Raw genomic sequence first — 23500 nt, forward strand, 5'->3', positions numbered from 1 at the left:
TCAGCCCTTCACGCACACCACCTGCTTGAGCCGCGCCACCACCTCGACGAGGTCCCGCTGCTGGTCGATGACCTTCTCGATCGGCTTGTACGCACCCGGGATCTCGTCCACGACACCGGAGTCCTTACGGCACTCGACACCACGCGTCTGCTCCTCCAGATCCCGGGTCGAGAAGCGCTTCTTCGCCGCGTTACGGCTCATCTTCCGGCCCGCTCCGTGCGAGGCCGAGTTGAACGACGCCTCGTTCCCCAGACCGCGCACGATGTACGAACCGGTGCCCATGGAGCCCGGGATGATCCCGTAGTCCCCGCTCCCGGCGCGGATGGCGCCCTTACGGGTCACGAGAAGGTCCATGCCCTGGTAGCGCTCCTCGGCCACGTAGTTGTGGTGGCAGCTGATCACCGGCTCGAAGACCGGGCGGGCCTTCTTGAACTCCTTGCGCACCACGTCCTGGAAGAGCGCCATCATGATCGCGCGGTTGTACTTCGCGTACTCCTGCGCCCAGAAGAGATCGTGCCGGTACGCGGCCATCTGCGGGGTGTCCGCGATGAAGACGGCCAGGTCGCGGTCGACCAGATTCTGGTTGTGGGGCAGCTTCCGGGCCTCGCCGATGTGGTACTCGGCCAGCTCCTTACCGATGTTGCGGGAGCCGGAGTGCAGCATCAGCCAGACCGAACCCTCGTCATCGAGACAGAACTCGATGAAGTGGTTACCGGATCCGAGCGAACCCATCTGCTTGACGGCCCGCTCCTGGCGGAACCTGACCGCCTGGGCCACTCCCCCGAACCGGCTCCAGAAGTCGTCCCACCCCGTCGTCGGGAACGCGTGCAGCCGCCCCGGGTCCACCGGGTCGTCGTGCATACCGCGCCCCACCGGGATCGCCTGCTCGATCCGGGACCGCAGCCGGGAGAGATCCCCCGGAAGGTCGTCGGCGGTCAGCGACGTCTTGACGGCCGACATCCCGCAGCCGATGTCCACCCCGACCGCCGCCGGGCACACCGCGCCCCGCATCGCGATCACCGAGCCGACCGTGGCACCCTTCCCGTAATGCACATCCGGCATCACGGCGAGGCCCTTGATCCAGGGCAGCGTGGCCACATTGCGCAACTGCTGCATGGCCACGCCCTCGACCGTCGAGGGGTCGGTCCACATCCGGATCGGCACCTGCGCGCCGGGCACCTCGACATACGACATGATGTACTCATTCCCCCGTAAAAGACTGAAAACGCAAAAGCCTGGCCAATGCCCCATAGGCGGCGGGCGACCGGCAGGCACGGCAGTGCGTGCGATAGACATTGTGTCCAGCCGCCGCCTGCGGGCGGCAAGGAGTTTTCCGTCGCTCGAAGGGACACGGACAGTGCAGCCAGCGCAGCGAAGGGCGTACGGACGGCGGGCCACCCCGGCCGTCGCCGTGCTCATCACCGTGCTCGCCGCCGCGGGGCTCGGCGCATGCACCGGCTCCGATTCGACGACCGACCCGGACGACGGCGCCTCCGGCGACTCCGGGACGGCCGTCTCGGCCGAGCCCGGCCGCTACCGCACCCTGCCCGAGGCGTGCGGCGCGGTGAGCCGCAAGACCCTCCAGGCCCTGCTGCCCGGCGCGGAGCAGGACGACAAGGTGTACGACGGCCAGGCGTCCGTGACGTATGACATAGACCGCCGGGACGGCTGCCGCTGGAAGGTGGAGACCTCGAGCGGCACGCGCTATCTCACGATCGACTTCCAGCGGGTGGTCTCGTACGACCCCTCGGTCAGCGATGACGACCGGGCCCAGGAGACCTACGAGAAGAAGGCCGCCGCCGCCGACATCCCGGACGCCACGAGTCCGCCCTCGAGCCCCTCCGGTTCGGAGAGCGGCTCGGGCGGCTCGGGCGGCGCGAGCGACGACAGCGGCTCCTCCGCCTCCGCGAGTTCGAGCGCCGATGAGCCCGGTAAGAGCAGCAAGGGCGACAAGGGCGATGAAGCCGGTAAGGGCGACAAGACCGGCGATGGAGGCAAAAGCACCGATAGTCCCTCCGTGGGCGCCGATGCGAGCGGCGGAAGTGACGAAAGTGACACCGCCTCGACCGACACCGCCCCGCGCCGGCTGGACGACCTCGGTGACGACGCCTTTCTCAACGACCAACTGATCACCAAGGACTCCGGTATCCACCGCGACATCACCGTCGTGTTCCGGTCCTCGAATGTGATTGCCACCATTGAGTACGACCAGTGGACGACCGACAAGAAGCACATTCCCAGCAGCCAGGAACTGCAGGAGAACGCCCAGGACTTGGCCGATGAACTGACCGGTCGCCTCAACGAATAACGGGTCCTCGCCACACCCCCGCGAGCACCCCGGCCCCACCCCGCGGAGACCTCGGAAATTGGGACGCCCGCGCGTCGGCCGCGTACCGTGCCGACTAATGACGCGGGCGGCACGTCCGCCCATCGACAGAGAATGAGCGAAGGACCCATGCACCGTTCAGCCCCGCGACTCGCCCGAATACTCGCCTGCGCGACCGTACCGGTGGTGCTCGTCGCCGGCTGCTCCTCCGGCTCGGACAAGAAGGAAGACAAGAACGCCGGTGGCTCAGCGAGACCCGACTCGCCCAGCGCTTCACCCACCGTCGCGGCGGCGAAGTTCAGCAAGCTGCCCGATGTGTGTTCCACGCTTTCCGGGAAGACGGTCGACGACCTCGTCCCCAAGGCGCAGAACAAGAAGGGCAAGGCCCTTCCCTCGGCCGACACCAATACGTCGGCCAGCTGCCTGTGGAGCGGCCTCGACGAGTTCGACTACCGCTCGCTGACCGTCTCCCTCAAGCTGTTCCACTCCGACGCGGGCCTCGGCTCCGGCGACAAGCGCGCCGGGGAGTACGCCGCCCAGCAGGCGAGCAGGGCCGCCACCACCGGCAAGGTGACCGACCCCAAGACCGAGAAGATCGCGGGCATCGGCGACGAGGCGACCGCGGTCAGCACCAAGGAGAAGAAGGACGGCGACGACTTCCGCGACCAGACGGTCGTGGCCCGTACCGCCAATGTCGTCATCACCCTCCAGTACGACGGCGCGGGCTATGAGACCGCCAAGACCCCGGACGCCGCCGACCTGCTCAAGGGCGCCAAGTCGGCCGCCAAGGAGGCCGTCGGCGCCATCGGTAAGGGTGCCAAGAGCGGCGCCTGACCCGCCGACACGACCCCTTCCCGCCCATGAGCCTTGACGTGTATGCGACGCTGATGCGGCTGTTGTTGAGGACGGGGAGGGGTCGCGGGTGGCCGCGATGCAACTGACACGGATGCACCGAATACTGGCCGGGGTGGTCGTCACCGGGGCAGTGGTGATCGCCGGGATCGGCTTCGCCGGTTCCTACGCCGCGGTGCGCGATCTCGCCCTCGACAAGGGCTTCGGCGCGTTCGCCAATGTCTTCCCGATCGGCATCGACGCGGGGATCGTGGTCCTGCTCGCGCTGGATCTACTGCTCACCTGGATCCGCATCCCCTTCCCGCTGCTGCGCCAGACCGCCTGGCTGCTGACCGCGGCCACCATCGCCTTCAACGGCGCGGCCGCCTGGCCGGACCCGGTCGGCGTCGGCATGCACAGCGTGATCCCGATCCTGTTCGTCGTCTCCGTCGAGGCCGCCCGGCACGCGGTCGGCCGGGTCGCCGACATCACCGCCGACCGGCACATGGAGTCGGTCCGCATCGCCCGCTGGCTGCTCGCGCCGGTGCCCACCTTCCGGCTGTGGCGCCGGATGAAGCTGTGGGAGCTGCGCAGCTACGAGGAGGTCATCAGGCTGGAGCAGGACCGGCTGGTCTACCAGGCCCGGCTGCGGGCCCGCTACGGGCGGTCCTGGCGCCGTAAGGCGCCCGTGGAGTCGCTGATGCCGCTGCGGCTGGCGCGGTACGGGGTGCCGCTGGCGGACACCGCCCCGGCGGGGCTCGCGGCGGCCGGTCTGGACCCGTCCACGGTGTCGGCGACCGCGCTCCCCCCGGGCCGGTCGGCCACGGCGGACGGGACGGGGCCCAAGAACGCGCCCCTGGAGGCCCGGACGGGCCCGTACGGGGCGCCGGGGGCCGGGGCCGACTCGGGGCCGCAGCAGCACCCCCAGCAGCCTCAGACGCAGGAGCTGCCGCTCTCGCTGCCCCTGCCGGTGTACCAGCAGCCCGCCGGGCAGGGCCATGACGGCCGGAACGCCGTGCCCTTCGACCCGGCGGCCGCCCACCCCGCGGCCGTCGAGCAGCAGCCACAGCAGCTCCAGCACCCGCAACAGGCACAGCAGCCGCCGCAACTCCAGCCGCAGGACCAGCAGGTCCCGGGCCAGGCGCCGCAGCCCGAGCAGCAGCCGCAGCAATTCCAGCAGCCCCAGCCCCCGCAGCCCCAGCTGACCGTGCCGGTCGGGCCCGGCGGCCGGGTGCGGCCGCTCGGCGGTGAGGGCGTGGGGAGCCACCAGGGCGTCTACGTACCGGAGCAGCGCGAGCCCGAGCGGTACGCGTACGAGGAGCCGCAGCCGGAGCAGCAGCTCAACCAGCTACCGGACGACGTGCCGCGCGAGGAGGTCTACTACGCGACCTTCCGCCAGTTCCTCGCCGACCACAGCCGGTACCCCTCCGCGTACCAGTTCGGGCAGCGGCTGCGGGAGACCTACGGCGTGACCGACCTCAGCAACAGCGAGCTGGCCGGGTACGTCGAGGACTTCAAGGAGCGCGTCCGCCTGGAGCGCGAGGCCATCCCGTAGCCACCCCGTGGCCGTCATGGCCGCCGTGGCCGCCATGGCCGTCCCGCGAGGCCGGAACGCCGGGCGGCGGCCGTAAGGCCGTCCGCCCGGCGCCCGGGAGCCGCGGAGGTCAGGCCGCGAGCAGCTTGCGCACCCGGTCCGCCCCCACCGCCAGCAGCAGCGTGGGCAGCCGCGGGCCGGTGTCCCGCCCGACCAGCAGGGTGTAGAGCAGCGCGAAGAACGACCGCTGGGCGACCTTCAGCTCAGGCGTCGGCTTGGCCTCCGGCGACAGCCCCGCCTGGATCTTGGGCACCCCGTAGACCAGCGTGGTGAGGCCGTCCAGCGACCAGTGGTCGTCCAGGCCGTCGAGCAGCAGCCGCAGCGACTCCCGCTCGGTGTCGCCCAGGGCGGCCAGCCGCTCCGTGTCCGGCTCGTCCCGGACCCGGGTGCGCTGGTCGGCCGGGACCTGGGTGGTGATCCAGCGCTCGGCCTTGTCGAGCCGGGGCCGGGTCTCCTCCAGGGACTTCACCGGGTTGTCGGGGTCGAGCTCGCCGAGGATGCGCAGCGTCTGCTCGTCATGGCCGGTGGTGATGTCCACCACCGAGGCCAGCGTGCGGTACGGCAGCGGGCGCGGGGTGCTCGGCAGCTCGCCCGTGGCGGTGCGGGTCGCGCGGCGGTACGCGGCCGCGTCCGCGGGCTGGGCCGTGGACTCGGTGATCTTCCGCTCCAGCGCGTCCCACTCGTCGTAGGTCCGCTGGATCTCCTGGTCGAAGGCGATCTTGAAGGACTGGTTGGGCCGGCGCCGGGCGTACAGCCAGCGCAGCAGCGGCGCCTCCATGATCTCCAGCGCGTCGGCCGGGGTGGGCACACCGCCCTTGGAGGAGGACATCTTGGCCATGCCGCTGATGCCCACGAACGCGTACATCGGGCCGATGGGCTGCTCGCCGCCGAAGACCTCGCGGACGATCTGGCCGCCGACCACATAGGACGAGCCGGGCGAGGAGTGGTCGACGCCCGAGGGCTCGAAGACCACGCCCTCGTAGGCCCAGCGCATCGGCCAGTCGACCTTCCAGACCAGCTTGCCGCGGTCGTGCTCGCTCAGGCGGACGGTCTCGCCGTGGCCGCACGCGCAGGTGTACGCCAGCTCGGTGGTCTCCTCGTCGTACGAGGTCACCGTGGTCACATCGCGCTCGCAGACCGAGCAGTACGGCTTGTACGGGTAGTAACCCGCCTCGCCCGCGCTGCCGTCGTCCTCGGCGGCCGCGCCCGAGCCCTCGGCGGCGGCCAGCTCGGCCTCGTCCACCGGCTTCTGCTGCTGCTTGGGCTTCTTGGCGCCGGGCTTGTCCTTGGTGCGGTACCGGTCCAGGACGGCGTCGATCTCCCGGCGGTGGCGCATCGCGTGCAGGATCTGCTCCCGGTACGCCCCCGAGGTGTACTTCTCGGTCTGGCTGATGGGGTGGAACTCGATGCCCATCTCCCGCAGCGCCTCGGCCATCGGCGCCTTGAAGTGCTCCGCCCAGTTCGGGTACGGGGATCCGGGCGGGGCCGGGACCGAGGTGAGCGGCTTGCCGATGTGCTCGGACCAGGACGGGTCGATCCCTGCCGGGACCTTGCGGTACCGGTCGTAGTCGTCCCAGGACAGGATGTGAACGCACTCGTGGCCCCGGCGCCGGATCTCGTCGGCGACCAGGTGCGGGGTCATGACCTCGCGCAGATTGCCGAGGTGGATCGGGCCGGACGGGCTGAGGCCCGAGGCGACGACGACAGGTTTGCCCGGGGCGCGGCGCTCCGCCTCGGCAATGACCTCGTCGGCGAATCGGGAGACCCAGTCGGTCTCGGTGCTCTGAGCCACGGTCGGCACTTCCTTCCTAGCGGGCATGGCACCGCCCATTGTCCCAGACGGAACAGACCCCTCCGGATTCGCCCACAGGGCCCGCCGGGCGGACCCGGGTTGTCCACAGGCCGGGGAAATCGTTGGACGCGCCGTGAAATACTGGGTTGTCCATACCACCACTATCGGAATGGCACCTCATCCATGGCATCGGTCCTTTCCCTCGCCGCTACGGTCCATCAGCGCGTCGCGGACGCCCTCTCGGCTGCCCTGCCGGAGGCCGGCTCCGCGGACCCGCTGCTGCGACGAAGCGACCGGGCCGACTTCCAGGCCAACGGGATGCTGGCGCTGGCCAAGCAGCTCAAGGGAAACCCCCGTGAGCTGGCCGCCAAGGTCGTGGCGCACCTTCCGGTCGCCGCCACCTCGGCCGACCCCGATCCGGTGATCGCCGACATCGAGGTCTCCGGCCCCGGCTTCCTCAACATCACGATCGCCGACTCCGCGATCACCGCGACCCTCGCCGCCCGCGCCGCCGACGACCGCCTCGGCGTGCCGTACGCGCAGGCGCCCGGCACCACCGTGATCGACTACGCCCAGCCCAATGTGGCCAAGGAGATGCACGTCGGCCATCTGCGCTCGGCGGTGATCGGCGACGCGGTGGTGCGGATCCTGGAGTTCGCGGGCGAGAAGGTGATCCGCCGCCACCACATCGGCGACTGGGGCACCCAGTTCGGCATGCTCATCCAGTATCTGATCGAGCACCCGCACGAGCTGGACCACGAGGACGCCTCCTCCGGCGAGGAGGCCATGTCCAACCTCAACCGGCTCTACAAGGCCGCGCGGGCGCTCTTCGACGCCGACCCGGAGTTCAAGGAGCGGTCCCGGCGGCGGGTGGTGGAGCTCCAGGCGGGCGACGAGGAGACCATCGCCCTGTGGCGGAAGTTCGTGGACGAGTCGAAGATCTACTTCTACTCGGTCTTCGACAAGCTGGACATCGAGATCCACGACCCCGACGTGGTCGGCGAGTCGGGTTACAACGACATGCTGGCCGAGACCTGCCGGCTGCTGGAGGAGTCCGGTGTCGCCGTGCGCTCCGAGGGCGCGCTGTGCGTCTTCTTCGACGACATCAAGGGCCCCGAGGGCAATCCGGTGCCGCTGATCGTCCAGAAGTCCGACGGCGGCTTCGGCTACGCGGCCACCGACCTCTCCGCGATCCGCGACCGGGTGCAGCACCTGAAGGCGGACACCCTGCTGTACGTGGTGGACGCCCGGCAGTCGCTGCACTTCAAGATGGTCTTCGAGACCGCCCGCCGGATCGGCTGGCTCAATGACCAGGTGCACGCCGCGCAGCTCGCCTTCGGCACCGTCCTGGGCAAGGACGGCAAGCCGTTCAAGACCCGCGCGGGCGAGACGGTGCGGCTGGAGGACCTGCTGGACGAGGCCACCGAGCGGGCCGCGGCCGTGGTCCGGGAGAAGAGCGAGAAGCTCGGCCTCACCGAGGAGGAGATCCTCGAGCGCGGCGCCCAGGTCGGCGTCGGCGCGGTGAAGTACGCGGATCTGTCCACCTCCGCCTCGCGCGACTACAAGTTCGACCTCGACCAGATGGTCTCGCTCAACGGGGACACCTCGGTCTACCTCCAGTACGCGTACGCCCGGATCCAGTCGATCCTGCGCCGCGCCGGGGAGGGGCAGCGGCCGCTGGCCCACCCGGAGCTTCCGCTGGCCCCGGCCGAGCGGGCGCTGGGCCTGCACCTCGACCAGTTCGGGGAGACGCTGCGCGAGGTGGCCGCCGGATACGAGCCGCACAAGCTGGCCGGGTATCTCTACCAGTTGGCCTCGCTCTACACGACCTTCTACGACCAGTGCCCGGTCCTGAAGGCGGACGGCGGCCCGACCCATGTGGAGAACCGCCTCTTCCTGTGCGACATCACGGCGCGGACGCTGGGGCAGGGCATGTCCCTGCTGGGCATCCGCACCCCCGAGCGCCTCTGAGTCACCGCGGATGAAGAGCCCCGCCCCGGCACGAGGGGCGGGGCTCTTCGCGTTCATCGATGGCTCGTCACGGGCGTCACCGGCAGAGCACATCGCGCTTCGGCCGCTGACCGGTCAGCAGGAAGTCCGTGACCCTCCGGTCCGCGCAGGCGCTGCCGTTCGCCACATACGCCGCGCCATGCCCCACCGCGTCCACGCTGACCATCCGGGCCCGGTCCCCATAAGCGCGCCGCAGATTCAGCGCCCCGCTGTACGGGGTGGCCACATCGCGCCTGTTCTGCACCAGCAGGACGTTCGACGGCCCCTGGCCGGTGATCCGCACCGGCTTGTCCCGCGGCGCGTCATGCCAGAACGCGCACGGCGTGACGTTCACCGGCATGCCCGCGGTGAGCGGGTGGCTCTTACGGTCGGCGGCGACATCCCGCGCGTAGCCGGGCAGGGAGGTGGGCCACTCCACGTCGTTGCAGATGGTCGCGAGGGACACCGCCGCGGCGTCCTGCGGGGGGTTGGCCGGTGCCTCGGCGGTCACCTTGCCCGCGTCCGCGTCGACGATCAGGCGGGCCAGGCTCTCGAAGCGGTCCGGGGAGTACAGGGCGTCCAGCATGCCCTGGCGCAGTGCGTTGCCGTTCAGCTCGGGCGGGTTGGCGCCGGGCCACGGCAGCGGCTTCGCGTCCAGCCGGGCGGCGAGGTCCAGGACCCGCCGCCGCACCCCGTCGGGGGTCCCGGCGAGCCGGACGGGACTGCCGGGGGCGGAGGCCCAGCGGGCGAAGTCGGGGAACGTGTCCTCGACGCCCACGGCGTAGTTGGCCAGCCAGCCGCGCTCCACCCGCTCCGGGTTCGGGTCGTCATTGCTGTCCAGCACCCAGCGGTCGGTGTGCTCGGGGAACATCTGCGCGTAGACGGAGCCCACATACGTCCCGTACGAGACGCCCCACGCGGACAGCTTCCGCTCGCCGAGCGCCCGGCGGACGCTGTCGATGTCCCGCGCCTCGTTGACGGTGCTGATGGTGCGCAGCAGTTCGCCGCCGTTGCGGGCGCAGGTGTCGGCGATGCGGCGGCCGGTGGTGACGTTCCGCGTGATGTCCCCGTCGGGGGCGGGCCAGGGGCGGGAGGCGAGCAGCGACAGATCGGCGGGGTTCAGATCGCATCCGGCGTGGGTGGACCGCCCCAGGCCGCGCGGGTCGAAGCTGACGATGTCGTACGCGTCCCGCACCGACTGCGGGAGCCGCTTGCCGAGCGTGCTGGGCCGGTTCAGCCCCGGCGATCCGGGGCCGCCCGGGATCAGCAGCAGGGTGCCCCGGCGGGCCCGCGGCCGCTCGCTGGGGATGCGGGAGACGGCGAGGGAGATCCGCTCGCCACCGGGGTCGCGGTAGTCCAGCGGCACCTTGAGCGTGGCGCATTCCTGACGGGGGTCGAGCCCGGTGCCCTCGCAGGCGCCCCAGTCGGGCGCGGCGGCGGTCGGGTCGGCCAACGGGGCCGGGGTCGCGTTCGCGGACGCGACCCCGAGGAGGGCGGCGGTGGTGGCGGTGGCGAGGGCCAGTGCGGCGGTTCTGCCGGTCGTCGGTCTCATGCGCACAAGCCTTGTCGAACCGGCCCTCCCGTCCCATCCGGGCAACCGGCCGACCCGCTCGGGGGAAAACCCCCGGGCAACCGGCCGACCCGCTCGGGGGAAAACCCCCGGGCGGCCGCCATGAGCACCCCGCCCCCGCGGACGTAGCATTCGGGACACATTTCCCGGACCGGGACAACCTCTCACCGCCCCGGCCTGTCCAACCCCGTGAATCACCTGTCATCAACGGACAACAGACCATTGGGGGCTTGACCATGCGACGGTGGGGGACCGCACTCGCGGCGATGGCGCTCGCGGGCGGCGCGCTGGCGGCGACGGCGGGGACGGCAGGGGCCGTCACGCCGACCGCGGCCAAGGCGGCGACGACCTGCGAGACCGGCTGGGGCAGCGGCGAGAAGACGGCCCAACCGGCGGGACACGCACCGCTGGGGAACATCAGGACGGGCCGGCACGCGTGCTACGACCGCATCGTGTTCGACGTGAAGGGGGCCACGGCCGCCGATCGCGTCGGCTACCGCGTGGGGTATGTGAACACCCTGCACCAGGACGGCTCGGGCGAGGAGATCCCGGTCCGCGGTGGGGCAATCCTGGAGATCCATGTGTCCGCGCCGAGCTACGACCCGGGCAGCGGCGCGGAGTCGTACCCGGGGCGGGCGCGCAAGCCGCTGCCGGGCGTGGACATCTCCGGCTACCAGACCTTCCGGGACACCCGCTTCGGCGCCAGCTTCGAGGGTGAGACCCAGGTCGGCCTCGGGGTGCGGGCACGGCTGCCGTTCCGGGTCTTCCAGGCCGACGGGCATGTCGTGGTGGACGTGGCGCACTCCTGGAACGCGGCGCGCTGAGCCCGGCGCGGGGCCACGACGAGGGCACCTGACGGCCATGACAAGGGCCTGCCCCGCGACCCGGTGGGTTCGCGGGGCAGGCCCCTTGCTCTGCCGCTGGTGCGGGCTACCTGCTGAAGCCGTAGTCCATCAGCTTCTTCGCGTCCTTCGTGCGGTTGTCCACCGAGGTGGAGGCGAGGACGGTGCCGATCATCGTCTTCCCGCTCCGGGTGGCGGCGAAGACCAGGCAGTACTTGGCCTCCGGACCCGAGCCGGTCTTGACACCGATGGTGCCCGAGTAGCTGCCCAGCAGGTTGTTGGTGTTGGTCCACGACATGTAGCGGTAGCCGCCGTTCTTCGTGGTCACCTTCTGCTTGGTCGACTTCGTCTTCACGACCGAACGGAACGTGGAGTACTTCATCGCGTTACTGGCCAGCTTGGTCAGATCGCGCGGCGTCGAGTAGTTGGCGCCGTTCCCGATGCCGTCGAACGAGTCGAAGTGGGTGTTCGTCAGCCCGAGCGACTTGGCGGTGGTGTTCATCTTGCCGATGAACGACTTCACCCGCGCGGCCCGGGTGGAGCCGGTGCCGAACTTGTCCGCCAGCGCGTACGCCGCGTCACAGCCGGACGGCAGCATCAGCCCGTACAGCAGCTGGCGGACGGTGACCTTGTCGCCGACGATCAGCTTGGCCGAGGAGGCCCAGTTGTTGTCGACGATGTAGTCGCTGTACGCCTTCTGGACCGTGACCTTGGCGTCCAGGTTGAGGTTCGGCTGCGCGAGCACCACCCGAGCGGTCATGATCTTGGTGGTGGAGCCGGTGGAAAGACGGGTGTCCGCGGCCTTGGTGAACAGGCTCTTCCCCGTGGCGTTGTTCATCACGAACCCGCCCTTGGCGGCGATCGTGGGACTTGCGGTCGTCGCGGCCTGCGCGGAGGCGGTGAACGCCCCCGCCGTCAGTACGGCTCCAGCGGTGATCGCGACCGCGGATACGCGACGTAGACCCTTCATGCCGGTTTTCAACGTCAATATCTCCAAATGCCCCTGGCCTGCGGCCGCATCACAGGGCCGCTCCCTGATCAGACGTCCGAGAGGGTCCGATGGATGTGCCCTCTGCCGAGATTTCCTGGAAATTCCCCCGGGTGCGCCTCCGCGCCGCGGGCGTCGGGCCGGGTAGTGGATCGTGCCGTGCGGCGCGGGCCCGACGCCCTCGCAGTGCTGGGTGAAGGTGGCGTCCAGCAGCGTGACCGCGCCGGAGGCGGCCGTCTCCAGCTGGTGCGCAAGCGCACGAGCACTGCCTCTCCGCCGAGGAACGCGAAGGGGGCGAACGGCCTCAACCTAGCGGGCGCGTACGACAGTTTGCAGTCGACCACCGCCACGGCGCCGCCTCCGGATACCCTGCCTCGCGCACCGAACCCGACGTGCCGAAAGCGCCCACCATGACTCCCCAGCACCTCCTTGACCGCGCTCGGCGCCTCGCCGACGCAGGCACCCGCCGTCTGCTCGGCATCGCCGGACCGCCCGGCGCCGGTAAGACCACCCTCGCCGAGCACCTGGTCGACGCCCTCGGCGCCGACCGGGCCGTCCTGGTGCCCATGGACGGCTTCCACCTCGCCGACGCCGAGCTGCGCCGGCTCGGCCTGATCGGCCGCAAGGGCGCGCCCGAGACCTTCGATCCGTACGGCTACACCGCGCTGCTGCGGCGGCTGCGGGCGCCGCGCGCCGAGGAGGTCGTCTACGCGCCGGGGTTCGACCGCGAGCTGGAGCAGCCGGTCGCGGGCACCATCCCGGTGGAGCCGGAGATCCCGCTGGTGATCACCGAGGGCAACTATCTGCTCCTCGACGAGGCGCCCTGGCTCCCGGTCCGCGAGCTGCTGGACGAGACCTGGTGGGTCGATCTGGACACCGAGGAGCGGGTGCGCCGGCTGGTCGAGCGCCATGAGCGGTTCGGCAAGCCGCACGACGAGGCCGAGCGCTTCGTCCTCACTTCCGACGAGGCCAACGCCCGGCTGGTGGCCCCCGGACGGGCCGCCGCCGACTTCGTGGTCAGGGGCCGGTGATGACCGGCACGCCCGGTCTCGGGGCCGTCCGCACCACCCCGTACGACAGCCGGGCCGGACGCGGCGGACGCGCGTCCGGCCCGTAGAGCACGAGGGGACGGCTACTCCCCTCGGTTCAGCCGCTGCGCGACCTCCGTCGCCCAGTACGTGAGGATCATCCCCGCGCCCGCGCGCCGCACCGAGGTCAGCGTCTCCATGATGGCGCGGTCGCGGTCGATCCAGCCGTTGGCCGCGGCCGCCTCGACCATCGCGTACTCACCGGAGATCTGGTACGCGGCCACCGGCACGTCCACGGCGTCGGCGATCCGGCGCAGGATGTCCAGGTACGGCAGGGCCGGCTTGACCATGACCATGTCCGCGCCCTCGGCCAGGTCCAGCTCCAGCTCGCGCAGCGACTCACGGGCGTTGGCCGGGTCCTGCTGGTAGGTCTTGCGGTCGCCCTTCAGCGAGGAGCCCACCGCCTCGCGGAACGGGCCGTAGAAGGCGGAGGCGTACTTCGCGGTGTAGGCGAGGATCGAGATGTCCTGGTGCCCGGCGCCGTCCAGCGCCTCGCGGACCACCCGGACCTGCCCGTCCATCATCCCGCTGGGGCCCACCGCGTGGACGCCCGCGTCGGCCTGGGCGCGGGCCATCTCCGCGTACCGCTCCAGCGTGGCGTCGTTGTCGATCCGGCCCTCGGCGTCCAGGACGCCGCAGTGGCCGTGGTCGGTGTGCTCGTCCAGACAGAGGTCGGACATGATCACGAGGTCGTCGCCGACCTCCGCGCGCACATCGCGGATCGCCACCTGGAGGATCCCGTCCGGGTCCGTGCCGGGGGTGCCGACCGCGTCCTTCTTGGACTCCTCCGGCACCCCGAAGAGCATGATCCCGCCGATCCCCGCGGCGACCGCCTCGGCCGCCGCCTTCCGCAGCGTGTCCCGGGTGTGCTGGACCACGCCCGGCATCGACTGCAGCGGCACCGGCTCGGTCACGCCCTCGCGGACGAACGCGGGCAGGATCAGCTCGGCCGGGTGCAGCCGGGTCTCCGCGACCATGCGCCGCATCGCGGGCGTGGTGCGCAGCCGGCGCGGCCGGGTGCCGGGGAAGCTGCCGTTCGAGATGGTCAAGAGCGTGCCCTCCTTCGCGAACCAGGCCGTCGCTCGCTCGGGCGGGTGACCGGCTCCCCGGCCTCGATCGCGGCCTGCCGCCGCGCCGCCCCGAAGTCCGCGAGCGCCTCGGCCAGCTTGAGCACCGAGGGCTCGGGCGACAGCACATCCACCCGCAGTCCGTGCTCCTCCGCGGTCTTCGCGGTGGCCGGGCCGATACAGGCGATGACAGTGACATTGTGCGGCTTGCCCGCGATGCCGACGAGGTTCCGCACGGTGGACGACGAGGTGAAGAGCACCGCGTCGAACCCGCCGCCCTTGATGGCCTCACGGGTCTCGGCCGGCGGCGGCGAGGCGCGCACGGTGCGGTACGCGGTCACGTCGTCGACCTCCCAGCCCAGCTCGATCAGCCCGGCGACCAGGGTCTCGGTGGCGATGTCGGCGCGCGGCAGGAACACCCGGTCGATCGGGTCGAAGACCGGGTCGTACGGCGGCCAGTCCTCCAGCAGCCCGGCCGCGGACTGCTCACCGCTGGGCACCAGATCCGGCTTCACCCCGAAGTCGATCAGGGACCTCGCGGTCTGCTCGCCCACCGCCGCGACCTTGATCCCGGCGAACGCGCGGGCGTCGAGCCCGTACTCCTCGAACTTCTCGCGCACCGCCTTGACCGCGTTGACCGAGGTGAAGGCGATCCACTCATAGCGGCCGGTGACCAGGCCCTTGACCGCGCGCTCCATCTGCTGCGGGGTGCGCGGCGGCTCCACGGCGATGGTCGGCACCTCGCTCGGCACCGCGCCGTAGCCGCGCAGCTGATCGGAGAGCGAGGCGGCCTGCTCCTTGGTGCGCGGCACCAGGACCTTCCAGCCGAACAGCGGCTTGGACTCGAACCATGACAGCTGATCGCGCCGGCCGGCCGCGCTCTGCTCGCCGACCACGGCTATGACCGGCTGGGCGCCCTGCGGCGACGGCAGCACCTTGGCCGCCTTCAGCACCTGGGCGATGGTTCCCAGCGTCGCGGTCCAGGTCCGCTGGCGGGTGGTGGTGCCCGCGACGGTGACGGTGAGCGGGGTGTCCGGCTTGCGGCCCGCGGTCACCAGCTCGCCCGCGGCGGCGGCCACCGTCTCCAGGGTCGCGGAGACCACGGCGGTCGCGTCGGAGGAGCCGATCTCGCTCCAGCAGCGCTCGTCGGCGCTCAGGGCGTCCACGAAGCGCACATCCGCGCTGTGGGCGTCCCGCAGCGGCACCCCCGCGTACGCGGGCACGCCCACCGCGGCGGCCACACCGGGCACCACCTCGAAGACGATGCCCTCGGCGGCGCAGGCCAGCATCTCGTCGGCGGCGTATCCGTCGAGGCCGGGGTCGCCCACGACCGCGCGCACGACCCGCTTGCCGCCGCGCGCGGCCGTCATGACAAGATTGGCGCTGTCCCTGAGTACCGGGACGGTGGCGGTGCCTGACGACCCGTCGGCATCCGCCTGCCGCGGCGCGCCCTGAGCGTCCGCGGCCACGCCCGGCCTGACGTGCGTGCGCACCACGTCGAGCACTTGAGGATCGGCGATCAACACGTCCGCGGCGGCGAGTGCCTCCACGGCGCGCAAGGTCAGCAGGCCCGGATCTCCGGGGCCCGCACCGAGGAAGGTGACGTGTCCGCAGCCGGGGTGATTCGGGGCGTTGGGGTTCAAAGTGCTCGCTCCCCCATAAGACCGGCCGCACCCTTGGCGAGCATCTCGGCAGCGAGTACGCGACCGAGGTCCGCGGCCTCACTGGGCGATGCGGGTACGGGACCGGTGGTGGACAGCTGCACCAGCGTCGTGCCGTCGAGCGTGCCGACGACGCCGCGCAGGCGCATTTCGGTGACAGCCTGACCGTCGCCCAACAGGTCGGCCAACGCACCCACGGGTGCGCTGCAGCCGGCCTCCAGGGCGGCGAGCAGGGATCGCTCGGCGGTCACGGCGACCCGTGTGGACGGGTCGTCGATCTCGGCGAGCCGGGCAGTGAGCGCCACGCTGGACGCGGCGCATTCCACTGCCAGGGCCCCCTGGCCGGGGGCGGGCAAAACATGGTCGACATCGAGCAGCTCGGTCGCCTCGCCGCTCCGTCCCAGACGGATCAGACCGGCGGCGGCGAGCACCACGGCGTCCAGCCGTCCCGAGCGGACGTAGCCGATACGGGTGTCGACATTGCCACGTATCGGCACGGTCTCGATGTCGAGGCCGAGGGAGCGGGCCCACGCGTTGAGCTGGGCCGCGCGGCGCGGGGATCCGGTGCCTATCCGGGCCCCCGGCGGAAGCTGGGCGAAGGTGAGCCCGTCGCGGGCGATCAGCGCGTCGCGCGGGTCCTCGCGGCGCGGGACCGCGGCCAGCTCCAGCCCCTCCGGCTCCGCGGTGGGAAGGTCCTTCAGCGAGTGCACGGCCAGGTCGATCTCGCCCCTGAGCAGCGCCTCGCGCAGCGCCGAGACGAAGACACCGGCACCGCCGATCTGTGCCAGGTGCTCCCGAGAGGTGTCGCCGTACGTGGTGATCTCGACGAGCTCGACGGGGCGCCCGGTGACCTCGCGGACCAGGTCCGCGACCAGACCGGACTGGGCCATGGCGAGCGCGCTGCGGCGAGTGCCCAGGCGCAGCGGCGGAGCGCCGCCGGAGGCGGCGGGTGAGGGGGTGGGGTTCATGCCCGGCCTCCCTTCGGGTCGTTCGGTTCGGCGGAGCGGGCCGAGCCGTCCGCGCGGCTGACGGCCGCGACCGCCTGCGGATCGAGGTCGAAGAGCTCCCGCAGCGCGTCCGCGTAACCGGCGCCTCCCGGAGTGCTCGCGAGCTGCTTGACCCGCACGGTGGGCGCGTGCAGCAGCTTGTCGACGACCCGCCGCACGGTCTGCGTGATCTCGGCCCGCTGCTTGTCGTCCAGATCGGGAAGTCGCCCGTCGAGGCGGGCGATCTCACTGGCGACGACGTCCGCCGCCATGGTACGCAGCGCGACCACCGTCGGGGTGATGTGCGCGGCGCGCTGGGCCGCCCCGAAGGCGGCCACCTCCTCGGAGACGATGGCCCGCACCTTGTCCACGTCGGCGGCCATCGCCCCGGCGGACGAGCCCGGCGCGCCGGACGGCTCGGCGGCCGCCTCGGCGAGGGACTCGATGTCGACCAGGTGCAGCCCCTCGATCCGGTGCGCCGCCGCGTCTATGTCGCGCGGCATCGCCAGGTCGAGCAGCGAGACATCCGCCCCGGCGGGGTGCGCCCCGGGCGGACAGGCCGCGCGCTGGGCGAGCGCGGTGCGCAGCTCGGCGGCGGTCAGGACCAGCCCGGTCGCGCCCGTACAGGACACGACGATGTCGGCGTGCGGCAGCTCGGCGGACACCCGGTCCCGGGGCACGGCGCGGGCCACCAGAGCCTCGCGCAACGTTTCCGCACCGGTGTCCGCGCCGGTGTCCGCACCGGGCGAGCTGTCCTCGGCAGGGGCGATCGCGACCGGGGTGGCGGCGTGCTGCTGGGCCAGCGACTCGGCCAGGCGCAGCGCCCGCTCCAACGTCCTGTTGGCGATCACCAGTTCTGATACACCGGCACGCGCGAGCGTCGCGGCGGCCAGCGAGGACATCGAACCGGCGCCGATCACCAGGGCGCGCTTGCCCCGGGCCCACTCCGCCACCGGCGCGCCCTGGGCGAGCTGCTCCAGGCCGAAGGTGACCAGCGACTGGCCCGCCCGGTCGATCCCGGTCTCGCTGTGGGCCCGCTTGCCGACCCGCAGCGCCTGCTGGAAGAGATCGTTCAGCAGCCGCCCGGCGGTGTGCAGCTCCTGCCCGAGCGCCAGCGCGTCCTTGATCTGGCCGAGGATCTGGCCCTCGCCCACGACCATCGAGTCCAGCCCGCAGGCCACCGAGAACAGGTGGTGGACGGCCCGGTCCTCGTAGTGGACGTAGAGGTACGGGGTGAGCTCGTCCAGTCCGACGCCGGTGTGCTGGGCGAGCAGCGTGGACAGCTCGGCGACCCCGGCGTGGAACTTGTCCACGTCGGCGTAGAGCTCGATGCGGTTGCAGGTGGCCAGCACCGCGGCCTCGGTGGCGGGCTCGGCGGCGAGGGTGTCCTGCACCAGCTTCGCCTGCTCGTCCCCCACCAGGGCGGCGCGCTCCAGCACGCTCACGGGCGCGCTGCGGTGACTCAGTCCGACGACAAGGAGACTCATGCGGGCATCACGGCGGGCACGTCCCCGTCAGGTCCTTGCCGTCCGCTGTCGGCGCCGGGGGCGCCGGGGGGCGCGCGATGGGGCACGGGCGGCGGCGGAACCGCCCCCGCGGCTTCCTCGGGGGCGCCGACCTCCTCGCCCGCCTTGCGCTGCTCGTGGAAGGCGAGGATCTGCAGCTCGATCGAGAGATCGACCTTGCGCACGTCCACCCCGTCCGGAACGGACAGCACGGTGGGCGCGAAGTTGAGGATCGAGGTGATCCCGGCGGCCACCAGCCGGTCGCAGACCTGCTGGGCCGCGCCCGCCGGGGTGGCGATGACGCCGATCGAGACGCCGTTGTCCGTGATGATCTTCTCGAGCTCGTCGGTGTGCTGCACCGGGATGCCCGCGACCGGCTTCCCGGCCATCGCGGGGTCGGCGTCGATCAGCGCGGCGACCCGGAAGCCACGGGAGGCGAAGCCGCCGTAGTTGGCGAGCGCGGCGCCGAGGTTACCGATACCGACGATCACAACCGGCCAGTCCTGGGTGAGCCCGAGCTCCCGCGAGATCTGGTAGACGAGGTACTCGACGTCGTAGCCCACACCGCGGGTGCCGTACGAACCGAGATAGGAGAAGTCCTTGCGCAGCTTGGCCGAATTGACGCCGGCCGCGGTGGCCAGCTCCTCCGAGGACACTGTGGGCACCGAACGCTCGGAGAGAGCGGTCAGCGCACGCAGATACAGCGGTAGCCGGGCGACGGTGGCCTCGGGGATCCCTCGGCTGCGGGTCGCCGGTCGGTGAGTTCGGCCAGTTGCCACGGTGCTCCTGCGGGTAGAGCGAGGCTGCGGGCGGCCGGGTGTTTCATGACCGCCCCATCGACAGCAGGCTATGTCTTTGTGAACGCGTGCACAAAGATGGTGTCCGCTTTGTCCGAGCAAAGTGACCGGTGTCACGCGCCTTATCGAGCCAGCCGCGGAACCACTACCTGCGTCGCACCGTTCCCCGCGGGCTCGCCCGCCCCGCTGGGCCGCCGACGGGAGCACAGGCCCTCACTCCTCACCTTTTACCCCCGGACAGCAACAAAACGCCCACGATCGTAATCGACCGAGAGCCCACTTCCGAACTCGTCGGGAGCCGCTCGCCCACGGGGGCGGGCACACTTGTGGCCATGAGCCCGTTGCTGCGCCGCACCCCGCGCAAGAAGCCCACCGAGCGCACGGTCACGCTGATCGGCAAGCCCGACTGCCATCTGTGCGAAGACGCCGAGGCCGTGGTGAAGGAGGTCTGCGGCGAGCTGGGCACCCCCTGGGAGAAGAAGGACATCACCCAGGACGAGGAGCTGTACCGCGCCTACTGGGAGCAGATCCCGGTGGTGCTGATCGACGGCGAGCAGCACGACTTCTGGCGGGTGAACCCACAGCGGCTGCGCACCGCGCTCGGCGGCTGATTCCGGCCCCCGCACCGGGCCTCTTCCACTCTTGCGCGCCTCCCTTTCGCGTAACCTGAATCGGCCCGACACCCGGGCGTAACGGGATGCGCCGGAGCGCTGGCTATGCTCGCTTCATGGCCGCACTGGGATGGTTCACCCGACGTCGACAGCCCGCCACGGAGCGGAGTGTCCTCGCCGGAGAGGCATCGGCCGAGGCCGCGCGCAAGTCATCGGCCGAGGCCCCCGCACCGCAGCCCCCCGCCGAACCGGAGTTCCCCGTCGTCGGGGACGAGCGGGCCGCCGCCTTCTTCGACCTGGACAACACGGTCATGCAGGGCGCCGCGCTCTTCCACTTCGGCCGCGGCCTCTACAAGCGGCACTTCTTCCGCAAGCGCGAACTCGCCCGCTTCGCCTGGCAGCAGACCTGGTTCCGGATGGCCGGGGTCGAGGACCCGGCGCATATGGAGGACGTGCGCAGCAGCGCCCTGTCCATCGTCAAGGGCCACCGGGTCGCCGAGCTGATGTCCATCGGCGAGGAGATCTACGACGAGTACATGGCCGACCGCATCTGGCCCGGCACCCGCGCCCTGGCCCAGGCCCATCTGGACGCCGGACAGCGGGTCTGGCTGGTGACCGCCGCGCCGGTGGAGACCGCGACGATCATCGCCCGGCGGCTGGGGCTGACCGGGGCGCTGGGCACCGTGGCCGAGTCGGTGGGCGGCATCTACACCGGGCGGCTGGTCGGCGAGCCGCTGCACGGCCCGGCCAAGGCCGAGGCCGTACGGGCGCTGGCGGGGGCCGAGGGACTGGACCTGACCCGCTGCGCGGCCTACAGCGACTCCGCGAACGACATCCCGATGCTGTCGATCGTGGGCCATCCGTACGCGGTGAATCCGGACACCCGGCTGCGCAAGCACGCCCGGGAGCACGGCTGGCGGCTGCGCGACTACCGCACCGGGCGTAAAGCGGCCAAGATCGGCATCCCGGCGGCGGCCGGGGTGGGCGCGGTGGCGGGCGGCACGGCGGCCGCCGTGGCCCTGCACCGCCGGCGCCGCTGACAAAGCGGCCGGGGGCCCGTCCGGGCCCCCGGCGTCACCCCTCACCCCCTCGCTGACCTCCCGTTGAGCCTCTTCCGGAGTGCCCCGTTCGGGCGGTGCCGACCGCCTGCGTACGACCGTGACCGAGGACGGTCAAGGCTGACCGTCGATCGCGCTCCGTGACGATGCGCCCATCGATACACAGCGTCACCAACCGAACGCGCCCGCCCTGTTTCGGTCATTCCGTGGTTCCTACCCCACAGCGCCCCCGCCAGTCCCCTTACCGCCGCTTTGTCACAACACGCCACACAATCGCACAATCCACGAACGGTTCCGGTCAATTGGCGGTACGCGTTCGATACTTGATGCGTCATCAATCCATAACAGAGTGAACGGAAACGATGATTTGAGCAACTGGGTGTAGTGCCGCCTGTACGAAGCGTTATTCTCCTTAGACGCAAACCGGTACCCACGCGTCCCTACGGCGGGTGACGGTCCCGTACTGCACGTGATGGAAGCTCTGCCTCTGGGAGTCCCGTGTACCCACACGTCGGGGTTGACGCCTCGGGCCTGGCTACGCTGCGCGCAACGGTCCTCGACTGTCTGCGCGGCTTCGTCCCCACCGCGTATGCCGTCCCCGCCCTCGCCACCCCCCAGCCCGTCAGCCCAGCCGTCGGCACGGTCGACCGCCCCGGCCAGGCCGGTCCGTGCTACGCCCTGGCGGACGGCGGCGCCGCGGTCGGCAGACGCTCCCGCGGCTCCACCCCCACCGCCCGGCGCCCCGGCGCCGACAGCGACAGCCGCCGCATGATGGACCTCGTCGAGCGCGCCCAGGCCGGGGAGGCCGAGGCGTTCGGCAGGCTCTACGACCAGTACGCCGACACGGTGTACCGCTACATCTACTACCGCGTGGGCGGCCGGGCCACGGCCGAGGACCTCACCAGCGAGACGTTCCTGCGCGCCCTGCGCCGCATCGGCACCTTCACCTGGCAGGGCCGCGACTTCGGCGCCTGGCTGGTGACCATCGCCCGCAACCTCGTCGCCGACCACTTCAAGTCCAGCCGCTTCCGGCTGGAGGTCACCACCGGCGAGATGCTGGACGCCAACGAGGTCGAGCGCAGCCCCGAGGACTCCGTCCTCGAATCGCTGTCCAACGCCGCCCTGCTCCAGGCGGTGCGAAAACTCAACCCGCAGCAGCAGGAGTGCGTGACGCTCCGCTTCCTCCAGGGCCTCTCGGTCGCCGAGACCGCCCGGGTCATGGGGAAGAACGAGGGCGCGATCAAAACGCTTCAGTACCGGGCCGTACGCACTCTGGCCCGGCTCCTTCCGGACGACGCCCGCTGACCCGCCGTAGCCTCCCGGCCACGGTCCGTCCGCACGTCGGGAGGGCCCTCGGGGAGGGCGTAACCCGGGTGCTGCGCCGCTCGTTGTGGGGGATGCAGGCGCCTTGTGGTCGTACCCTGCCAGTGATCCACTCACTCGATCGGGTGGACGCGCGCATGGCACGGAACCCTCGGGTGTCCTGGGGAGTCGACCGTCACGACGAGAGGAGGTGCCGCCTGTGATCGCGAACGTATCGGCACACCGGCGGGCGAACGCCTTCGCCAAGGCCCTGGAGGCCCTGGAGGCCCTGGAGAGCAACCACCAGGCCGCCCGGGACGAGACGCCGCAGCAACAGCCAGGTTCCCCATCGGCGGAGAGCGCCGAGCGGAGACGGCTGCTGGCCCTGGCGAGCGGGCTGGGCGAGCTGCCGGCACCGACATTGGACCCGGAGGTCCGCGCCACCCAGCGGGCGCAGCTGCTCGCCGCCATGGAGGCGGCCTTCGCCGAGGGGGCGCCGCGCGTGCCCGAGCAGCGGCGCCGCCCCAGTGGCGCCCACCGGGCCAAACCCCCGGTGGCAAGATTCCGCCCCCGTTCCCGCTGGTCCAAGGGGCTGGCGGCCGGGGGGCTCACGGTCGGCGTGGCGGCGGGCGCGTTCGGCGGCGTCGCCGCGGCCAGCTCGAACGCGCTGCCGGGCGACACCCTCTATGGGTTCAAGCGCGGTATGGAAGACCTCAAGCTGGAGATGGCGGACGGCGACGCCGACCGGGGCCGGATCTATCTGGACCAGGCGTCCACGCGGATGAGCGAGGCGCGCCGCCTGATGGAGCGGACCCGCACCGGCGATCTGGACCATGACTCGCTGGGCGAGATCCGCCGGGTCCTGGCCGGGATGCGCCATGACGCCTCCGAGGGCCACCGGCTGCTGCACCAGGTCTATCAGCGCGACGGCTCGCTCGGCCCGATCCAGCAGCTGTCCACGTTCTCCCAGGCCCACCGCGACGGCTGGAGCCGGCTTCGCGAGCGGCTGCCGGTCCAGCTCATGGATGTCGGCGACGAGGTGAGCTCGGTCTTCGACGCCATAGACCAAGAGGTCGGTCCGCTGCGGGCGTTGCTGCCCACGAAGAAGGAGCAGCAGCCCCAGTCCGGCCCGCAGCCCGGCCGCGCGCCGCAGCGCGCGGGCGGGCTGGACCCGGACGACCGCACGGCGTCCGCCTCGGCCACCCCGAGCGGCAGCCACACCGACGAGAAGACGGCCCCCCGGCCGCACCCGTCGTCCTCGGCGAGCACCCACAGCCAGAGCGGCGGCCTGGTGGGCGGGGCCGGCGATCTGCTGGACCCACCGCTCGGCGGTGGATCGAGCCCCAGCCCGTCCACGGGCAAGGGCGACCCGGGCAGCAAGCCGTCCCAGCCGGACATCACCATCCCCCCGCTGCTCCCGGACCTGCTGCCGGGCCTGAGCATCGACGGCGACGACACGAGGTGAAAATGCCTTGGCGGGGTGGTGTGCGGCG

At 71.5% G+C, this 23500-nt stretch carries 19 protein-coding genes; 10 read left to right on the top strand and 9 right to left on the bottom strand.

Features of this window, described 5'->3' with window-relative positions:
• Complete coding sequence (locus NP777_RS43035; protein ID WP_256655647.1) at positions 1–1194, bottom strand: RtcB family protein; 1194 nt, start codon at positions 1192–1194, stop codon at positions 1–3.
• Positions 1195–1357: 163 nt separating this feature from the next.
• On the opposite strand from NP777_RS43035, the gene NP777_RS43040 reads away from it, so the two are divergent.
• The 3 genes from NP777_RS43040 to NP777_RS43050 all read left to right on the top strand — a co-directional run bounded on the left by NP777_RS43040 (position 1358) and on the right by NP777_RS43050 (position 4712).
• Complete coding sequence (locus NP777_RS43040; protein WP_256655648.1) at positions 1358–2308, top strand: DUF3558 domain-containing protein; 951 nt, start codon at positions 1358–1360, stop codon at positions 2306–2308.
• Between the two features lie 147 nt (positions 2309–2455).
• Positions 2456–3160: a hypothetical protein gene (locus NP777_RS43045; RefSeq protein WP_256655649.1), complete on the top strand. Its 705-nt coding sequence runs from the start codon at positions 2456–2458 to the stop codon at positions 3158–3160.
• Positions 3161–3257: 97 nt separating this feature from the next.
• Complete coding sequence (locus NP777_RS43050) at positions 3258–4712, top strand: DUF2637 domain-containing protein (protein ID WP_256655650.1); 1455 nt, start codon at positions 3258–3260, stop codon at positions 4710–4712.
• 109 nt (positions 4713–4821) lie between these two features.
• Here the strand turns inward: NP777_RS43050 and lysS are convergent, their stop codons facing one another.
• The gene (gene lysS, locus NP777_RS43055; RefSeq protein ID WP_256655651.1) at positions 4822–6570 is read right to left on the bottom strand and encodes a lysine--tRNA ligase; all 1749 of its coding nucleotides are present in this window, start codon (positions 6568–6570) and stop codon (positions 4822–4824) included.
• A gap of 156 nt (positions 6571–6726) precedes the next feature.
• Here lysS and argS point away from each other — a divergent pair, with 156 nt between their 5' ends.
• On the top strand, positions 6727–8514 hold the full coding sequence (gene argS, locus NP777_RS43060; protein ID WP_256655652.1) for an arginine--tRNA ligase: 1788 nt from the start codon (positions 6727–6729) through the stop codon (positions 8512–8514).
• Positions 8515–8590: 76 nt separating this feature from the next.
• On the opposite strand, the gene NP777_RS43065 is transcribed toward argS, so the two are convergent.
• On the bottom strand, positions 8591–10084 hold the full coding sequence (locus NP777_RS43065; RefSeq protein WP_256655653.1) for an alpha/beta hydrolase: 1494 nt from the start codon (positions 10082–10084) through the stop codon (positions 8591–8593).
• A gap of 254 nt (positions 10085–10338) precedes the next feature.
• Between NP777_RS43065 and NP777_RS43070 the strand changes: the two genes are divergently transcribed.
• Positions 10339–10926 (top strand): AMIN-like domain-containing (lipo)protein, encoded by a 588-nt coding sequence (locus tag NP777_RS43070; RefSeq protein ID WP_256655672.1) that lies wholly within the window; start codon positions 10339–10341, stop codon positions 10924–10926.
• A gap of 106 nt (positions 10927–11032) precedes the next feature.
• On the opposite strand, the gene NP777_RS43075 is transcribed toward NP777_RS43070, so the two are convergent.
• Positions 11033–11914: a D-alanyl-D-alanine carboxypeptidase family protein gene (locus tag NP777_RS43075; RefSeq protein WP_256655654.1), complete on the bottom strand. Its 882-nt coding sequence runs from the start codon at positions 11912–11914 to the stop codon at positions 11033–11035.
• 428 nt (positions 11915–12342) lie between these two features.
• Here NP777_RS43075 and NP777_RS43080 point away from each other — a divergent pair, with 428 nt between their 5' ends.
• Positions 12343–12963, top strand: coding sequence for a nucleoside/nucleotide kinase family protein (locus NP777_RS43080; RefSeq protein ID WP_256655655.1), 621 nt, complete (start codon positions 12343–12345; stop codon positions 12961–12963).
• A gap of 101 nt (positions 12964–13064) precedes the next feature.
• Here the strand turns inward: NP777_RS43080 and hemB are convergent, their stop codons facing one another.
• Genes hemB through NP777_RS43105 form a run of 5 tightly spaced genes read right to left on the bottom strand, consistent with a single transcriptional unit; the run spans position 13065 to position 19018 of the window.
• Positions 13065–14063, bottom strand: coding sequence for a porphobilinogen synthase (gene hemB / locus NP777_RS43085; RefSeq protein WP_391858687.1), 999 nt, complete (start codon positions 14061–14063; stop codon positions 13065–13067).
• Positions 14064–14065: 2 nt separating this feature from the next.
• A complete protein-coding gene (locus tag NP777_RS43090) occupies positions 14066–15730 on the bottom strand; it encodes a bifunctional uroporphyrinogen-III C-methyltransferase/uroporphyrinogen-III synthase (RefSeq protein WP_256655657.1) in 1665 nt (554 codons plus the stop codon).
• On the bottom strand, positions 15727–16716 hold the full coding sequence (gene hemC / locus NP777_RS43095) for a hydroxymethylbilane synthase (protein WP_256655658.1): 990 nt from the start codon (positions 16714–16716) through the stop codon (positions 15727–15729). The genes NP777_RS43090 and hemC overlap by 4 nt, the downstream gene beginning before the upstream one ends.
• Positions 16713–18221, bottom strand: coding sequence for a glutamyl-tRNA reductase (locus tag NP777_RS43100; RefSeq protein WP_256655659.1), 1509 nt, complete (start codon positions 18219–18221; stop codon positions 16713–16715). The genes hemC and NP777_RS43100 overlap by 4 nt, the downstream gene beginning before the upstream one ends.
• Entirely contained in the window at positions 18218–19018 is an 801-nt protein-coding gene (locus tag NP777_RS43105; RefSeq protein ID WP_256655660.1) for a redox-sensing transcriptional repressor Rex, read from the bottom strand. Before NP777_RS43105 ends, NP777_RS43100 begins: the two co-directional genes overlap by 4 nt.
• Positions 19019–19368: 350 nt before the next feature.
• Between NP777_RS43105 and NP777_RS43110 the strand changes: the two genes are divergently transcribed.
• From NP777_RS43110 to NP777_RS43125, 4 genes are all read left to right on the top strand, one after another.
• On the top strand, positions 19369–19647 hold the full coding sequence (locus NP777_RS43110; protein ID WP_256655661.1) for a glutaredoxin family protein: 279 nt from the start codon (positions 19369–19371) through the stop codon (positions 19645–19647).
• Positions 19648–19763: 116 nt separating this feature from the next.
• Complete coding sequence (locus tag NP777_RS43115; RefSeq protein ID WP_256655662.1) at positions 19764–20687, top strand: HAD family hydrolase; 924 nt, start codon at positions 19764–19766, stop codon at positions 20685–20687.
• A gap of 516 nt (positions 20688–21203) precedes the next feature.
• Positions 21204–22010: an ECF subfamily RNA polymerase sigma factor, BldN family gene (locus tag NP777_RS43120; RefSeq protein ID WP_256655663.1), complete on the top strand. Its 807-nt coding sequence runs from the start codon at positions 21204–21206 to the stop codon at positions 22008–22010.
• 217 nt (positions 22011–22227) lie between these two features.
• Positions 22228–23472, top strand: a complete 1245-nt coding sequence (locus NP777_RS43125; protein ID WP_256655664.1) for a DUF5667 domain-containing protein — start codon at positions 22228–22230, stop codon at positions 23470–23472.
• The last annotated feature ends 28 nt before the right edge of the window (positions 23473–23500 follow it).

This window comes from Streptomyces rugosispiralis (genome assembly GCF_024505145.1).
In the GTDB taxonomy this organism is placed as follows: Bacteria; Actinomycetota; Actinomycetes; order Streptomycetales; family Streptomycetaceae; genus Streptomyces; species Streptomyces rugosispiralis.

Bases quoted from the DNA above. Each gene is read 5' to 3' on its own strand.
- NP777_RS43035 (WP_256655647.1), bottom strand. From the start codon at position 1,194: ATGTCGTATGTCGAGGTGCCCGGCGCGCAGGTGCCGATCCGGATGTGG.
- NP777_RS43045 (WP_256655649.1), top strand. From the start codon at position 2,456: ATGCACCGTTCAGCCCCGCGACTCGCCCGAATACTCGCCTGCGCGACC.
- NP777_RS43050 (WP_256655650.1), top strand. From the start codon at position 3,258: ATGCAACTGACACGGATGCACCGAATACTGGCCGGGGTGGTCGTCACC.
- lysS (WP_256655651.1), bottom strand. From the start codon at position 6,570: ATGCCCGCTAGGAAGGAAGTGCCGACCGTGGCTCAGAGCACCGAGACC.
- argS (WP_256655652.1), top strand. From the start codon at position 6,727: ATGGCATCGGTCCTTTCCCTCGCCGCTACGGTCCATCAGCGCGTCGCG.
- NP777_RS43065 (WP_256655653.1), bottom strand. From the start codon at position 10,084: ATGAGACCGACGACCGGCAGAACCGCCGCACTGGCCCTCGCCACCGCC.
- NP777_RS43070 (WP_256655672.1), top strand. From the start codon at position 10,339: ATGCGACGGTGGGGGACCGCACTCGCGGCGATGGCGCTCGCGGGCGGC.
- NP777_RS43075 (WP_256655654.1), bottom strand. From the start codon at position 11,914: ATGAAGGGTCTACGTCGCGTATCCGCGGTCGCGATCACCGCTGGAGCC.
- NP777_RS43080 (WP_256655655.1), top strand. From the start codon at position 12,343: ATGACTCCCCAGCACCTCCTTGACCGCGCTCGGCGCCTCGCCGACGCA.
- hemC (WP_256655658.1), bottom strand. From the start codon at position 16,716: ATGAACCCCACCCCCTCACCCGCCGCCTCCGGCGGCGCTCCGCCGCTG.
- NP777_RS43100 (WP_256655659.1), bottom strand. From the start codon at position 18,221: ATGAGTCTCCTTGTCGTCGGACTGAGTCACCGCAGCGCGCCCGTGAGC.
- NP777_RS43110 (WP_256655661.1), top strand. From the start codon at position 19,369: ATGAGCCCGTTGCTGCGCCGCACCCCGCGCAAGAAGCCCACCGAGCGC.
- NP777_RS43115 (WP_256655662.1), top strand. From the start codon at position 19,764: ATGGCCGCACTGGGATGGTTCACCCGACGTCGACAGCCCGCCACGGAG.